At 61.7% G+C, this 14213-nt stretch carries 15 protein-coding genes; 10 read left to right on the forward strand and 5 right to left on the reverse strand.

Translation table 11 applies throughout. The annotated features are described in order from the left end of the window. Positions 1 to 2: 2 nt before the first annotated feature. The 3 genes from QM685_RS14840 to QM685_RS14850 are packed head-to-tail and all read right to left on the reverse strand — an operon-like array spanning position 3 to position 3007. The gene (locus QM685_RS14840) at positions 3 to 818 is read right to left on the reverse strand and encodes a hypothetical protein (protein ID WP_415117115.1); all 816 of its coding nucleotides are present in this window, start codon (positions 816 to 818) and stop codon (positions 3 to 5) included. Beyond that, positions 815 to 1798 (reverse strand): amidohydrolase family protein, encoded by a 984-nt coding sequence (locus tag QM685_RS14845; protein ID WP_415117116.1) that lies wholly within the window; start codon positions 1796 to 1798, stop codon positions 815 to 817. The genes QM685_RS14840 and QM685_RS14845 overlap by 4 nt, the downstream gene beginning before the upstream one ends. A 36-nt stretch (positions 1799 to 1834) precedes the next feature. After that, complete coding sequence (locus QM685_RS14850) at positions 1835 to 3007, reverse strand: porin (RefSeq protein ID WP_415117117.1); 1173 nt, start codon at positions 3005 to 3007, stop codon at positions 1835 to 1837. A gap of 362 nt (positions 3008 to 3369) precedes the next feature. Here QM685_RS14850 and QM685_RS14855 point away from each other — a divergent pair, with 362 nt between their 5' ends. From QM685_RS14855 to QM685_RS14880, 6 genes are all read left to right on the forward strand, one after another. After that, a complete protein-coding gene (locus QM685_RS14855) occupies positions 3370 to 4674 on the forward strand; it encodes an MFS transporter (protein ID WP_415117118.1) in 1305 nt (434 codons plus the stop codon). Between the two features lie 73 nt (positions 4675 to 4747). Further along, the gene (locus QM685_RS14860) at positions 4748 to 5473 is read left to right on the forward strand and encodes an HpcH/HpaI aldolase family protein (RefSeq protein WP_415117119.1); all 726 of its coding nucleotides are present in this window, start codon (positions 4748 to 4750) and stop codon (positions 5471 to 5473) included. Positions 5474 to 5562: 89 nt separating this feature from the next. Further along, the gene (locus QM685_RS14865; protein WP_415117120.1) at positions 5563 to 6324 is read left to right on the forward strand and encodes a DNA-binding transcriptional regulator; all 762 of its coding nucleotides are present in this window, start codon (positions 5563 to 5565) and stop codon (positions 6322 to 6324) included. Positions 6325 to 6759: 435 nt separating this feature from the next. Further along, positions 6760 to 7092 (forward strand): ArsR/SmtB family transcription factor, encoded by a 333-nt coding sequence (locus QM685_RS14870; protein ID WP_415117121.1) that lies wholly within the window; start codon positions 6760 to 6762, stop codon positions 7090 to 7092. Then, positions 7089 to 7559 carry an SRPBCC family protein gene (locus QM685_RS14875; protein WP_415117122.1) on the forward strand — a complete coding sequence of 157 codons (471 nt, stop codon included), beginning with the start codon at positions 7089 to 7091 and terminating at the stop codon, positions 7557 to 7559. Before QM685_RS14870 ends, QM685_RS14875 begins: the two co-directional genes overlap by 4 nt. Before the next feature lie 161 nt (positions 7560 to 7720). Next, positions 7721 to 8188 (forward strand): transposase, encoded by a 468-nt coding sequence (locus tag QM685_RS14880; RefSeq protein ID WP_415117123.1) that lies wholly within the window; start codon positions 7721 to 7723, stop codon positions 8186 to 8188. Between the two features lie 339 nt (positions 8189 to 8527). On the opposite strand, the gene QM685_RS14885 is transcribed toward QM685_RS14880, so the two are convergent. Then, positions 8528 to 9160 carry a CGNR zinc finger domain-containing protein gene (locus QM685_RS14885; RefSeq protein WP_415117124.1) on the reverse strand — a complete coding sequence of 211 codons (633 nt, stop codon included), beginning with the start codon at positions 9158 to 9160 and terminating at the stop codon, positions 8528 to 8530. Between the two features lie 300 nt (positions 9161 to 9460). On the opposite strand from QM685_RS14885, the gene QM685_RS14890 reads away from it, so the two are divergent. Beyond that, complete coding sequence (locus QM685_RS14890; RefSeq protein WP_415117125.1) at positions 9461 to 10291, forward strand: DUF4377 domain-containing protein; 831 nt, start codon at positions 9461 to 9463, stop codon at positions 10289 to 10291. A gap of 231 nt (positions 10292 to 10522) precedes the next feature. Next, entirely contained in the window at positions 10523 to 11935 is a 1413-nt protein-coding gene (locus QM685_RS14895; RefSeq protein ID WP_415117126.1) for a DUF2252 domain-containing protein, read from the forward strand. Positions 11936 to 12046: 111 nt separating this feature from the next. Here the strand turns inward: QM685_RS14895 and QM685_RS14900 are convergent, their stop codons facing one another. Beyond that, a complete protein-coding gene (locus tag QM685_RS14900; protein WP_415117127.1) occupies positions 12047 to 12829 on the reverse strand; it encodes an ABC transporter substrate-binding protein in 783 nt (260 codons plus the stop codon). A gap of 603 nt (positions 12830 to 13432) precedes the next feature. Between QM685_RS14900 and QM685_RS14905 the strand changes: the two genes are divergently transcribed. Beyond that, the gene (locus QM685_RS14905) at positions 13433 to 13960 is read left to right on the forward strand and encodes a Na+/H+ antiporter subunit E (RefSeq protein ID WP_415117128.1); all 528 of its coding nucleotides are present in this window, start codon (positions 13433 to 13435) and stop codon (positions 13958 to 13960) included. Further along, positions 13953 to 14213 (forward strand): monovalent cation/H+ antiporter complex subunit F, encoded by a 261-nt coding sequence (locus QM685_RS14910; RefSeq protein WP_415117129.1) that lies wholly within the window; start codon positions 13953 to 13955, stop codon positions 14211 to 14213. Before QM685_RS14905 ends, QM685_RS14910 begins: the two co-directional genes overlap by 8 nt.

Genomic DNA, 14213 nt, shown 5'->3' on the forward strand with positions numbered 1-14213 from the left:
GGTCAGGCGCCGTCCCGAGTGTAATCGCCCGAATTAGCGACGTACCCGCTGTCGATGAAGTCCTGTCGCGGGGGCGAGAACACATCGATCAGCAGATGCCGCCCATCGCCGATACCCTCGGTCGTATGAATCAGTTGCGCCGGAATCGCGATGAACGACGCGGGTCCGGCCGGCAGATGCTCATCGTCGCGCCACGCATTCGCGTTTGGCCCCCACGTGACGCGCAGGTGATGCACGTAGTGGCCATCGACGATCAGCGATCCCTGCTCGAAATCCGGATGACTATGCGGGCTCAGCTTCGTGCGATCGCGCGCGCCGGGGTGATCGCTCCAGCTGATGCTGAGCGTTTCCGACTGCACGATCTTCAGCCGCGGCTTGCCAGCTGGCGGCGCGATCCGGTCGATATCGATCACATGCACTTCGCCCGCGCCGCGCGTGCGGCGATAGCCAGCGTCGCTGCCGACCAGGCGCGGGTCAGGCCGCGCATAGTCGTTCGCGTTGCAGGCCGCGTCGCCGGCCAGATCCGTGCGTGACGACGCCACCAGAATCCCGCGATCGTTGCCGTTCACGCGCACCGACACCGCGCCCGCCGGAAGGATCACGACGCTGTGGCCGCTCACCTGTATCGTGCCGTGCGCGGTGCGCAGATCGGCGCCGCCGTCGGGCAGCAGCAGCATCATTTCGTGCGTACTCGACGCCTCGAGGACCTTGCCGCTTTCGAGCCATTGCACGATGAAGTTCTGCGCGCGCGCCGCCATGCCGGGCGCGAGGTCGTAAACGGCGGTCTGCCGCACGCTGTTATCGATTGCCGTACTCATGACTGTTCCTCGCTCGCGGCCACGCCGCCTTTGATAAAAACCCGTTTGCCCGTGGCGTAAAGCACCGCGTGACGCTCGTCATCGGTCAGGAGCGCGGTGGCGTCGACCATGCGCTGCACCATGTCCGCATAGGTCCCCGACGACGTGCCGATATCCGAGCCCCACATGATGCGATCCGCCCCGTACATATCGACCGCGCAGCGCAACACCTGGTCGGCAGGCGTGTTCGTTTCCCGGTAGACATCGAGATTGATCGACGTGAACTTGAAGAAGATGTTCGGCTCCGCGCCGAGCGGCACGTAGCGCGCGTCGAAGCCGTAGTTGTCGTCCTCGACCTCCGGTTCGAGCATGTGATCGAGCACGACGCGCACGCGCGGAAAGCGCCGTGCAAGCGCGATGATGGCCGGAATGGACGGGCCACCGCCGCCGATGGCAAGCACTTCGAGATCCATCACGAGGCCGAATTCGTTGCACACGGCCCACGTATCGAGCGCGCGCGGCGATTCGAGCCACGGCATGTCGCCGTCCGGCGTGCGCCCGCCGAAGAGCCGTACGCCCGCGAGCTGGTGCTTCGCCACGTATTCGCGGATCAGCGCGGGTGTGCGTTCGTCTTCGCCATCGAGAATAACGACCGCCGAAAACACGTCCGGATGACGATCGGACGAATCGAGGATGTAGCGGTTGTCGTAGCGATAAATCATGCGCTTTTGCACGGCGACAGCGCCGGTTACGTTTTGTGTGGCCATCCACGGCAGCATGCGCGAAACATCGGGCACTTCGTTATGGGGATGCGGACCGTGCGCGCCACCCGGCGAACCAATCACGCCGGGCAGGCGCGGCGGTGCATCGGGCGGACGCTTCATCGGATTGCGCGGATATGCGGTCTGATCGTCGGCGACGAGATGCGCGTGCGAATCGAACAGCACGATATCGGCGCGCGGCGTTGAACCGGTTGAATCGAATGAATCGGTTGAGGTCATCGGAACTCCAGGTGCGGAACGGATTGAGACGGCATTTCAGAACTGATGGCGAAGGCCGAACGTGACGGCAGTCTGCACATCGCTCGTCGAAGGTGTAGCGGACGTGAGCGCGGCAACCGCGCGACGGCGTGTCGAATCGAAGCCGCCCGCGCTTTCGTGCAGCACAGTGAGGTAAACATCGGTACGCTTGGACAGCGTGTAGCTCGCGCCCGCGTTCCATTGCTGATAGCTCGCGCCGCTTTGTCCGGCGAACGAACTGACGCGGGTGTAGACATAGGCGAGGCCGAGTTGCAAAGCGGGCGTCACGTGATACTTGAGGTTGACTTCACCGGTGTTGAAGCTCACCGACTTGCCGCGCTCGCTGGCGGGCAGCGTCGAGCCCCCGACCGGTGTGGCGCCCAGATCGTCGAATCGGGTGTTTGTATAGATACCGCCGAGCGTGACAGTGCCGAGCGCATAGGAAAGACCCACGCCGGCGGTCTTTTGCGAAGCGGCGCTCGCGTAGCCGCTGAAAACCGGGCTCGTGATGTTGCTGCCGGCCGCGCTGCTGGTTGCATTGTTGCCCCACAGCGAGTAGTTCGGATTCTTCGCCGACAGATACGCCGCCGCGGCCTTGAATGGGCCGATACCGTAGTCGATACCGAACGAATAGATCTGGTTTTGCGTGAAGTTACCGGCCACGCCGCCGAGGCTGTAGGTCACGCCGACCTGCAGTCCGTGATAACGCAGGCTCACGTATTTGATTGCGTTGTTCGCGCGCTCGGTACCGTCGACGTCGTCGAGGCCGCCCGGGTGATAACCGTAGCCGGCACCGCGCGCAGCCCAGTCGGATCCGGACTCGAACGGTCCTAGATAAGTCGACAGCGTCAGATATTGCCGGCCGACCGTCAGCGTGCCGTACGGTGAATCGAGGCCGACATAAGCCTGTCGTCCGAATATCAGCCCGGCCTGCAGCGTGCCGTTCGCCGGGTAGAAGCCGTTTTCGAGCGTGAAGATCGCGCGATAGCCACCACCGAGATCCTCGCTGCCCTGCAAGCCGAAGCGCGACGCGCTTTCGTTGCCGCCTCCGACCGCGTATTGCTGCTTGCCGCCCGCATTGGTGTTGTAGCGAAAGCCCATATCGATGATGCCGTAGAGCGTCACGCTACTTTGCGCGTGCGCGCTTGCGGCAAGACAGCAGAAGGCCGCCGCGAACAGGTGTTTGTGCATGGGTGTCTCCTCTCCTTTTTTGACGGCGAACTTGCGTCGCCGCTGCACGTTGTGTGCAGCGGGTCGTATGGTTCCACGCGACCGCCGGATCGACCAAGCAGCTTTCCTGGACTTTTCGCTCTGCGGAATGTGCTGCGAGGCTCAAACCTCGCAATCAGGCAATGAACACGTGGTGATCAGGCCATCGCCAACGACAGATTCCGCAGTACGGAATCCCTGAGATTGCGGCTGGCGAGGCGGGAACATGCGTCGTAGGATGGCGCGGCACGACTCGGGAGCCGCGGGCACCCGGGTCGATGACGAACCGGCGTCCGCAGGCGGACCTATAGACGAAAGCCGGCCCGATATACCTTGGAGGAGACATGGACAGTTCGATCGCGGGCGTCGCGGATGGCGCCCTGACCGCGCAGGATGAACAACTGATACGGCGCGTGTGGTGGCGCATCACGCCGCTCATCATGGCGACTTATCTCGTGTCGGTCATCGACAAGATGAACGTCAGTTTTGCGAAGCTGCAGATGGTGCATGACATCGGCCTGACGGAGACCGCCTACGGCCTCGCGTCGTCGCTGTTTTTCATCGGCTATCTGGCATTCGAGGTGCCGAGCGCGCTCGGCGTACACCGCTTCGGCGCGCCGAAATGGTTCTTTCGCATCATGATGAGCTGGGGCATCGCCACGCTCGCCATCGCGTATATCTCATCGGGCACCATGTTCGCCGCGCTGCGCTTTCTGGTGGGCGCGGCAGAAGCGGGGCTTTATCCGGGCATCATCTATTACCTGTCGATCTGGCTACCGCGCCGCCAGCAGGTGCGCGGGCTCGCGTTACTCACGCTCGGCAGCGCGCTTGGCAACACGCTCGGTTCCGCGTTCGGCGGTGCGTTGCTGTCCCTCGATGGCATGTGGCACTACGCCGGATGGCAGTGGGTTTTCATCATTACCGGGATGGTCGCGCTGATGGCCGCGCCCGTCGTACTGTTCGCACTGCCTGAACGCGCGGAAACCGCGCGGTTCCTCGCCCCCGACGAGCGCAATCGCCTCACGCGGATGATTGCCGACGAGGCGCCCGGCACGAGTCATAGCGGCAATATCTGGACCGTGCTGGCCGACCGTCGCGTGCTGGTGCTCGCGCTCGGCTACGCGGTGTTGAGCATTTCGCTGAACGGCGTGATCTATTGGCTGCCGACGGTAATCAAGGGCTTCGGCGTGTCGAGTACGACGATCGGCATCATGACGATGGTGCCATGGGCACTCACGTCGGTGCTGCTGCTCACCGTGCCGCGCCTGCTCAATACCGACTCGCGAATCCGTGGCGCGGCCGCGATCATTGGCGCAATCGGCGCGCTCGCCTTCATCGTCAGTCCGCTGCTCGACGATCCGAGTGCCCGCTATATCGCCCTCGTGATCGGCACGCCATGCACGTCGATGCTGTTGCCGTGCTTCTGGTCGCTGCCATCGAAGTACTTCAGCGGCCGGCGGATGGCGGCAAGTCTCGCGACCATTAGCAGCATCGGCAACTTTGGCGGCTTCATCGCGCAGAACCTGATGCCGCGGATCGCCAGGACGCTCGGCCATTCGGGACAGGCGATGCTGCTGCCCGCCGTGTGCCTGCTGTTGCTAAGTATCACGGCGCTCATCATGCAACTGACGATGCGGCGCGCCGACTGAGACGCTCGCATCGGAAACGCGCCGTTCTCGCCAGCGCCGTCCCTCTTCCCCTTTACTACACAGGTTTTCGCTCATGTCTTCCAGTCATACCCCCGTGCGCGCGATCGGCACGTTCATCAAGACGGCGGCTCCGCAAGTCGTCGAGGTCCTCGGCGGAGCCGGCCTGCATTTCGCCGTGATCGACGCCGAGCATGCACCGTTCGACCGGACGACGATCGACATGATGGTCATCGCCGCGCGCTCGGTACAACTGCCCGTGTTCGTCCGCATTCCAGACAAGAACGCGAGCACGATCCAGTGGGTCCTCGATCTCGGCGTCGAAGGGCTGCTCGTTCCGCACGTCGATACGGTCGACGAAGCGCGCAGCGTGGTCGCGCGCACGCGTTTCATCGATGGAGAGCGCGGCTTTTCGAGTTCGCCGCGTTTCGCCGGCTACGGCGCAATGGGCATGAGCAAAGCAATTGAAGCTGGTGAGGGCACGAGGATCATGTGCCAGATCGAAAGCCGCGCAGCGTGCGCAGCGGCGGCCGACATCGCGGCGATCGACGGCGTGATGGGCCTCTTTATCGGCCGCGCGGATCTCGCGATCTCATTCGGCCTCACCGACTCGCGAGCGCCCGAGGTAATCGATGCGACCGTCGACGTACTCGACATTGCTCGGCGCTCCGGCAAGACCGGCGGCGTCGCCGCAGGATCGCTCGCCGAATGCGCCGAATTCGAAGCGATGGGCGCGAACTGGTTCGTGGTCGGATCGGATCAATCGCTGCTGCGCAAAGGTGCGGAAGCATTGGTAGCGTGATGGGCGCCGCCACGGGTTTGGATGCCGTCATAATGCGAGGTACCGTAAAAACGCGCCACCGAGGCGCGCATATGCTCACAGGATAAGCGATGGCGGAACGCGACGCCTCGATCCGCTCAGTCGAACGCGCGATCATTCTTTTGCGCGCATTGAACCAGGTGCCGGTTTCAACGCTCGACGCCCTGCATCAGCTGACGAGCTTGCCGAAGCCCACGCTGGTGCGGCTACTCCGGACGTTCGAGGATCTGGGGCTCGTCGCGCGCGGCGGCCGTCCCGGCGAATATCGTCTGCTCGACGGTGTGAATGCGCTGAATTCCGGTTATCACCATGTGCCGCGGATCGTGCAGATCGCCGCTCCCTTGACGCGCGCATTGACCGAAGAGATCAAGTGGCCGATCGCGGTCGGAATGCTCGATATCGATGCGGTAGTCGTGCGGTACAGCACGATCCCGTATTCACCGCTGTCGCTCTTGCACACTTCGATCAACATGCGTCTGAGCCTCGTTGCGCATGCGCTCGGTCGTGCATATCTGGCGTTCTGTTCGGCGGAGGAGCAAGAGATGCTGCTCGGCGTCGTGCGCCAGAGCAGCCATCCCGAGGATCGCCTCGCGAACGATCGGGATGCGTTGATGGCTGTCCTGAACGAGACCCGTGAACGGCGCTATGCGTTACGCGATCCCAGGCTGCATCCGGTGTCCGGTACGATCGCCGTACCTGTGATGTCAGGACAGTTCGTCGCTGCCGTGGTCGGATTGACCTGGTTTTCGTCGGTCCTGTCGGCCGATGAAGTGGTGGATCGTTATCTGGCAAGACTGCAGGATGTCGCAAAACGGATTACGGATCAGATCTAGCCCCCTGCTGCGAGATGGGATCTGGTTATCCGAAATGCCGCTGGCCCCGACGAATAGGCCATCGTGACGCGCCGCTCGAATCGCCCTGCGGATATGAAGGCGATCACCGAGTATTGGGTGTTTGTCGGGTCACCTCTTCTTGAGGAGTTCATCGCGGAACTCGATCGCCGACACGGTGCCAGGCAATTCATTATTCGTTTCTCGAAGCACCTCTTGGTAAGCAGCGGGAAATAGCCCAGCTGCTATCACCTATCAGCCGCCTAGTCTCGATTGCTCAAAATGACATTCCATTGTGCAACGCGCAACGATTTTTCGAGTTGCCGCAGACTTTGTTGTGCGCCGATACATCGCCGCGAAATAGAACACGCACCGCTTGACATGCAAGTAATCTCTTGCCTATAGTAAATGCAACAGATTACTTGCCTATAGCCGTTCATGGCCGAGCGCCCCGACGACCCCGACCTGCTGTTCAAAGCCCTCGCCGATCCGAGCCGGCGCAAGCTGCTGGATCTGCTGCACGCGCACGACGGCCAGACCCTCAACGATTTGTGCGAGCACCTCGACATGACGCGGCAAGGCGTGACACAGCACCTGGGTCTGCTGGAGGCGGCGAACCTCGTCGTCACCATGCGGCGTGGCCGCGAAAAGCTGCACTTCCTCAATCCCGTACCGCTGCAGGCGATCTACGAGCGCTGGATTGCCAAGTTCGAGAAGCCGCGCCTCAAAGCGCTGTCGAATCTGAAACGACGTCTGGAGAAAGACAAATGACCCGATCGACCTTTGTCTACGTGACTTACATCCGCACCACGCCGGAAAAGCTATGGTCGGCGTTGACCGATGCGGAGTTCATGAAGCAGTACTGGTTCGGCATGCACTGCGAAAGCGGATGGACGGCGGGCTCGCCGTGGAAGCTCGTGTCGGACACCGGGCAGATCTTTGACGCGGGCGAGATCATCGAGGCGGAACCGCCGCGGCGGCTCGTGATCCGCTGGCAGCATCAGATCCGGCCCGAACTCACGGCCGAAGGCGATTCGCGCTGCACGATGGAACTCGAACCACTCGGCACGGCGGTCAAACTTTCGATCACGCACACGATCGAGCGCGAGCCGTCGAAATTCATCGAAGCGGTGTCGGGCGGCTGGCCGAAGATCATGTCCAACCTCAAATCGTTGCTGGAGACCGGCTCGATTGCCCTGCAGGAGGCTTATCCAACTGACTCCGGGCGGCAGCACTAGCGCGACGACGCGCCGCAAATCGGCATCGCGGCCGCCATTCAACGGCTCAATGTCGAACTCGTGTCCCTTTCTTCGCGCTTCCTGAAAATCGGACATGTCAAATATCCAGCGAAGGACCGTCGTTATATTTTTTCCTGAATGCTTTGCTCAAGGGAAAAATCGTGACGGTCTATCGCGATATCAATGATGAAGAATGGCTGCGCGTCGCACAGCTACTACCTGAACTGCGTCCGCGTCGTGAATCGCGTGGTCGCCCGCTGGCCAATACACGTGAAGTGCTCAATGGCGTGCTATGGGTCATGAACAGCGGCGATGCCTGGTCCGCGATGCCGGGCAAATACCCGTCCTATCAGACATGCCACCGGCGCTTTCTCGCGTGGAACGAGTCGGGCGTGCTGAAACATGTTCTCCACGAACTGTACGGCGCGGCTTCCGGGGAAATGTACAAGACGATGCGGGTCCGTATGCGCAAGCTTCCGCTGTCCGAGCCTCACGCCGCGCACGTTGCGTCCGGGTTGGGCGTGCAGGACTCCCCGTCTCGCGCCTGCCGCGCAACCGGCTCCAGGCGACTCGCCGTCCGTCAGGCACGCTGCACAATCGCGCGATGTGCGCAAGGCAACGACGCCTGATTCAACTTCACCAAACGACGAGTGTGCGCATCGACACCTTGCAGGACAGCCCGCGATCTTTCAATTCCCCGCGCATCGGCAAATCCGTCACAACTGTTGAACGGCAAACTCCGTCAGTGCCTCGAAAGCAGCTATCTCGCGCGCAGCTGCGCGCCCGACGCATTGATGATCGAGTTGCTCGAAACCGGGCCGCGTCCGCCGTGCGATGAACTCGTCGCGGAAATCCGGACGCTTCGCGCAATGGGTTTCAGGATCGCAATCGACGTTCGGCTACGGATCATGGACGCTGCTGGATCTCGCCCGCATCGACACAACCGCCGCGTTGCCGCCGCTATCGCGTCAGCCGTTCGCCTGCTCCTTGAGCCGCTTGCGGTGAGCCGCAACCTTCGCGCGATTACCGCAGATCGCCATGCTGCACCAGCGACGCGCATGGCCGCGCGTATGATCGGCAAACATCAGCGTGCAGCGTGGCCCTTCGCACGCTTTCACATAAGTGAAGTCTTCGTCGCACACGAGTTTCGCCAACGCCTCGGCAATCGGCAGCAGCAATGATTCCGGCGATGTCCAGCGTCGATTCGTGTGGAATTCGAGAGCCGCCTCGCCACCGACGCCACCGGCGACGATTTCCGCGTACCGCTCATCCCGCTCCAGCAGTCGATTCAGGCGCGCGAGTTCGCGCAAATCCCTCGCGATCAGCGGCCGGCCCTTGCGCTTTTGCACGAATCCTCTGAACCACTCGCGCAGTTCGCGAGCCTGCAACGCGACAGCGTCGAGTTCGGCCGGTGTGAACCGCGACCGCAGCGCCGCCAGCGCGGCGGGCGGCACGAACCCGGCCTGTTCGAGCCAGGCCAGCAAACCTTCCCCATCGCCGATCCAGTCAACCGGTTCGTCCACCGGCGTGGCGACCGAGTTGAGAAAATCGAGGCCTGGCGCATCGGCCACGAAGATCGCGGGAATCTGACGGTAGTCCATCTGCGGTAACGGGATGTGAGGTGACGATGTTTCATCGTAACCTCCGTAAACGCATTTTACAAGTTACATTTTCCGGCTGCGGACTCGTCGACACTATCCGGCAAGTTCAAAGATTTGCGAACCACCTGCGTTATGCTGTCGGGCGTCAAGTTGATACCCGGCACCGGACGAGGCAGGCACCGGACATCATTCACCGGCGTTCCGGTCTTCCCGCAAGCGACTTGACTTGACTGTCCCGTCCATCCGCCCATAGCGCGACCAGCCGCCTGGCACATCCACAGAACGAACGGAGGTACCGACGTGAAATTCCGCATGCTATTGCTGCCACTGGCCCTTGCCGCCTGCTCGCAAACACCCGTGGCGACCAGTCCCGCGCCGTCGACGAGCGCGCCGGGCACATCTGCCACGGCTGCCGCGAGCGCACCGTCGGCTGGCGGAACCACGCTGCTCAGCCAGTACCACTGGCAACTCAACAACGCGATCGACAGCAAGGGCAGCCGCATCGATGCGTTGTTCGTCCGTCCGGACCAGCCGGTGCAACTCGATTTCGGCGCTGACCGTCTCAACGTGGTCAATAGCTGCAACAACATGGGAGCCGGTTATAGCGTGAGGAAAGGACGGCTGCAGATCGGCCCGATGATGAGCACCATGATGGCCTGCCACGATCCCGCCCTCTCCGCGCTCGACGACGCCATTTCACAGCGCCTGCGCGGCAGCGTCGGCGTGAACCTGCTCTCGCGCGACAACGCCCCCCGTCTGCAACTGGTTACCGACAGCGGCGACACGTTGAGTTTCACCGGCGTGCCCACGGCTGAAACACGTTACGGCGGCCCCGGTGAAAGGGCCTTCCTCGAAGTGGCCGCGCAGACGGTGCCGTGCAACCATCCGCTGATTCCGGGCAAGCAGTGTCTGCTGGTGCGCGAACGCCACTTCGACGAGCAGGGTTTGCCGAGCGGCACGCCTGGCGAATGGCAGCCGCTGAACCAGGATATCGAGGGCTATACGCATACACCGGGCATCCGCAACGTGTTGCGCGTGAAGCGCTTCAACATCAGCAATCCGCCCGCCGATGGACCATCGGTCGCTTACGTGCTGGACCTCGTGGTCGAATCGGAAAAGGTCTCGCAATAAGCAGAGCGCATGAGCTCGTCGTGCTTGCGCATGGCCTCTATGGCAATACCCGCGCAGACACGCTAGAGTTTCAACCGGCAAGCCAGACAATTCACCGTCACCCTCGGGCCCCATAGCGCCGCGGCGCGTCCAGCCGCATCAGGCGTGGCAGAGAAGAGGCGGAGAGTGCAGGTAAGGTTTTCGTCGTGTGCAAAACGAATCGAACAACGCCGCATCTCCAAGGGGCAAACGATGACGCCACCTGAATCGCTCGCGGACCGCCGCGCACTCGGCCGCCGTGCACGCAAGAACACGCCGCGCAGTGCCCACTCCGGCATCGGCAATATCGATCGCGATCCCGTCCGTCTGCTGCGCGAAAGCAGCCGCGGACGCGTCGAAACCCTCGTGCCGCTGCGCTACGGACGCATGCTCGCGTCGCCGTTCACGTTCTATCGCGGCAGCGCGATCATCCAGGCGCATGACCTGTCGACCACCGCGAACAGCGGCTTTCATTTCCAGATATGCGGCGATTGCCACCTGATGAATTTCGGCGGCTTCGCGACGCCCGAGCGCGCGCTCGTGTTCGACATCAACGACTTCGACGAAACGGCGATCGGTCCGTGGGAATGGGACCTGAAGCGTCTCGTCGCGAGCCTCTACATTGCGGTCAGGCACCTGGGCCACGGCGACAGGCTCGCGGATGAAGTAGTCGCGACCTGCGTGCGGAGCTACCAGCACTGGACCTCGGTGTACGCGGCAATGAGCCCGCTCGAACTATGGTGCGAGCTGATCACGTTCGCGCGTCTCGAGGAAATCTCGCCCACCGAGGATGCGCGGCAACGCATCCGCAACGGCATCGAGAAAGCCTCGCGCCGCACGCACGAGACGATCCTGCCGAAGCTCGCGAGCCGGCGCGAAGGCATCTGGCAGATACGCGACGTGCCGCCGACCGTTTTTCACGTGCACGGCAGGAACACGCTGTTCACGCACAAGGACGACTGGCTCGGCCTCGGCGACTGGCGCACGCTGATGCAGCCGATCTACGGGCACTACCTGAAATCGCTCGGCACGGTGCGCCGCACGCTGCTCGATCACTTCACGATGCAGGACATGGCGTTCAAGGTCGTCGGCGTCGGCAGCGTCGGCACGCGCTGCCTGATCCTGCTGATGGTCGATCAGCATGAGAAACCGCTTTTTATCCAGTTCAAGGAAGCGTCCACCTCGGTCGTGGCGCGCTACTTCAAGGCGCCAGGGCCGAAGCATCAAGGGCAGCGCGTCGTCGACGGACAGCAGTTGATGCAGGGCGCGAGCGACCCGTTCCTCGGCTGGACCTCGGGGCCGTTCCGGCGCGCGATCTACGGCCGCCAGTTGCGCGACATGAAGATCTCGGCGACGCTCGAGCTGTTTGCAAAAGACACGTTCCGTCAGTACGCGGGCATGTGCGGCTGGGTGCTCGCGCGGGCTCACGCGAAAGCGGGCGGGCTCGCGATCGAGGTCGACGGCTATCTCGGCAATGGCGATCAGATGGCCGAAGCGCTGGTCCTCTATTCGCGCGCGTATGCCGACCAGGTGGAGAAGGACTACGAGAAATTCCGCGACGCGTGCCGTAGCGGCCGGCTGGAAGCGCGCACCGATGCGGATATGGCGGCCGACTTCGTCGCGTAGACGGACGAAGCCCCGGCTCGAGGATCACGCGCGAGGCTTCGAAACATCGTCATCGCCGGGTCCCGTCGACGGAAAACGCCGGCGTACGTGCGCGGGTTCTTGTTGCCGCGATTACTGACCGTACACGTCGAAATCGAAATACTTCTTCGCGATGCGGTCGTAAGTACCATCCGCGCGCATATCGGCAATGGCCTTATCGATTTTGGCCTGCAGATCGGTATCTTCTTTACGCAAACCGATTGCAGTGCCGCTGCCCAGCGTTTTCGCGTCGTAAAGCGGATTGCCGGCGAATGCGAAGTCCTTGCCGCGCGGCGTGCGCAAAAAGCCTATTTCGGCTTGCACCGCATTTTGCAATGACGCGTCGATACGGCCGGCAAGCAGATCCGAATAGACGAGATCCTGGTCCTGATAAGGCACGATCACCGCGCCGGCCGGCTCCCAATAGGTCTTCGCATAGGTTTCCTGGATCGAACCCTGCTCGACGCCGATGCGCTTGCCCTTCAGCGCTTCCGGCGTCGGCTCGATCGCCGAGCCCTTCTTCGCGACGAGACGCGTCGGAATGCGGAATACCTTCGACGAGAACGCGATCTGCGCCTGACGCGCGGGCGTCATCGACATCGTCGACAGCACACCGTCGAACTTGCGTCCCTTGAGCGCCGGAATCATCCCGTCGAACGAGTTTTCGACCCACACGCATTTCGCGTTCAGACGGCGGCAAATCTCATTGCCGAGGTCGATGTCGAAACCGACGAGCTTGCCGTCGGCCGCTTTCGATTCGAACGGCGGATAGCTCGCGTCGACGCCGAACCGCACGGTCGGCCAGTCCTTGGCGATTGCGCTGCCGGACGATACGGCGAGCAGCGCAATCGTCAGGGTTGCAAGCATGGCTTTCATTTTTGCTCCTTATCACTCTTCTGAAGAAATACGAATGCGCGACGCGATTCCAATGGTCACGCCGCGCGGAACCCGACATTCGACCGTGATCCGGGCGTCCGCACAAATTCATTAAAAAAATCAATTCATGCACGACGCGCATAGACCCGTTCAACAGCCATCGCCGAATCTATTAGATATTGAAAACCGCAATGCGCTACATCAAGAAATTATGCAGAATATCTTTGCAGTGAATTAGCGCATGCAAGTGCCAAAACTTCGCCGGCCATTCATTGAGAATATCCAAATAGATTTAATTTCGTTCGTCAGCAACTGAAACACGGAATCAAACCACGATTCCCGATATCGATACGAACATGAGCGCGGCGAACGACGGCCACGTCCAGCGCGTGGAGATCCTGATGTTCGTTCACATGCGAACCGCTCTCACCTCAAACCACGCGAAATATCTTTATTCACACAGATTTCTTTCCGTTCGAGTAGGGTATTTACACTCATACAGCGTCCACTGGTGAACAGCCCGCATAACACCTCGCTCCGGTTGCTTTGCCATAAATTGTCACATAGAATTTTCGACAGGGCTCCCTTTCAGGAACTCATGACATGGCTCCAAACAACGGAAAACCGGTGTCGTCGTTTGTTCCTCGGGGGATGCTCGGCCTCTGGATCATTCTGTTCGTCATCTGGATGATCGCCAATGCGTCGCTCGCCGTCGAACCCGCGCTGGTCGGTCTTGCCATCACCTTCGTCATTGCTCACGCGTTCGCCTCTTCGAGCGAAGCATGGTGCCGTCTTCGCCTGACACCGCGCGCGCTCTATCACTTCGTTGCCTATAGCGGAACCTTCCTCGTCGAGCTCGCGCGCGCCAATCTCAACATGATGGCGTATGTGTACTCGCCGCGTATCGACATCGAGCCCGGCATCGTCAAGGTGCGCACCCGTCTGAAAACGCCGCTCGGCCGGCTCGCGCTGACCAATTCGATTGCACTCACGCCCGGTTCGCTCGTCATGGATATTCGGGACGACATACTGTTCATTCACTGGCTCGACGTGCAGACGACCGATATCGACGCAGCCACCGAAGCACTCGTCGCGCCTTTCGAAAAACATCTGGAGAAGGTCTTTGGCTGAGATCATGCTTCGGATCGCCGCCGTGCTGATCTTCCTCGCGATCCTGTTCGGCGTGATCCGTCTCGTGCTCGGCAAGACACTGATCGACAGAGTGGTCGCGATCGACATGCTGACGGTCATCTCGATCTCGCTGATCGCGCTTTATGCGCAGGTGTCGGGCCGCTTCGTCTATATCGACGTCGCGCTCGTCTACGGGCTGCTGAGCTTTCTCGCCGTGCTCGCGATTGCGCGCTTTCTCGAAAGGGGGCTGTGA

The organism is Paraburkholderia sp., assembly GCF_047605525.1.
Taxonomy (GTDB): domain Bacteria; phylum Pseudomonadota; class Gammaproteobacteria; order Burkholderiales; family Burkholderiaceae; genus Paraburkholderia.

What these genes read in the sequence shown, in the direction of transcription:
- QM685_RS14840 (WP_415117115.1), bottom strand. Translation starts at nt 818, where the DNA reads ATGAGTACGGCAATCGATAACAGCGTGCGGCAGACCGCCGTTTACGAC.
- QM685_RS14870 (WP_415117121.1), top strand. Translation starts at nt 6,760, where the DNA reads ATGGCCGAGCGCCCCGACGACCCCGACCTGCTGTTCAAAGCCCTCGCC.
- QM685_RS14895 (WP_415117126.1), top strand. Translation starts at nt 10,523, where the DNA reads ATGACGCCACCTGAATCGCTCGCGGACCGCCGCGCACTCGGCCGCCGT.
- QM685_RS14900 (WP_415117127.1), bottom strand. Translation starts at nt 12,829, where the DNA reads ATGAAAGCCATGCTTGCAACCCTGACGATTGCGCTGCTCGCCGTATCG.
- QM685_RS14855 (WP_415117118.1), top strand. Translation starts at nt 3,370, where the DNA reads ATGGACAGTTCGATCGCGGGCGTCGCGGATGGCGCCCTGACCGCGCAG.
- QM685_RS14860 (WP_415117119.1), top strand. Translation starts at nt 4,748, where the DNA reads ATGTCTTCCAGTCATACCCCCGTGCGCGCGATCGGCACGTTCATCAAG.
- QM685_RS14845 (WP_415117116.1), bottom strand. Translation starts at nt 1,798, where the DNA reads ATGACCTCAACCGATTCATTCGATTCAACCGGTTCAACGCCGCGCGCC.
- QM685_RS14865 (WP_415117120.1), top strand. Translation starts at nt 5,563, where the DNA reads ATGGCGGAACGCGACGCCTCGATCCGCTCAGTCGAACGCGCGATCATT.
- QM685_RS14850 (WP_415117117.1), bottom strand. Translation starts at nt 3,007, where the DNA reads ATGCACAAACACCTGTTCGCGGCGGCCTTCTGCTGTCTTGCCGCAAGC.
- QM685_RS14905 (WP_415117128.1), top strand. Translation starts at nt 13,433, where the DNA reads ATGGCTCCAAACAACGGAAAACCGGTGTCGTCGTTTGTTCCTCGGGGG.
- QM685_RS14875 (WP_415117122.1), top strand. Translation starts at nt 7,089, where the DNA reads ATGACCCGATCGACCTTTGTCTACGTGACTTACATCCGCACCACGCCG.
- QM685_RS14885 (WP_415117124.1), bottom strand. Translation starts at nt 9,160, where the DNA reads ATGGACTACCGTCAGATTCCCGCGATCTTCGTGGCCGATGCGCCAGGC.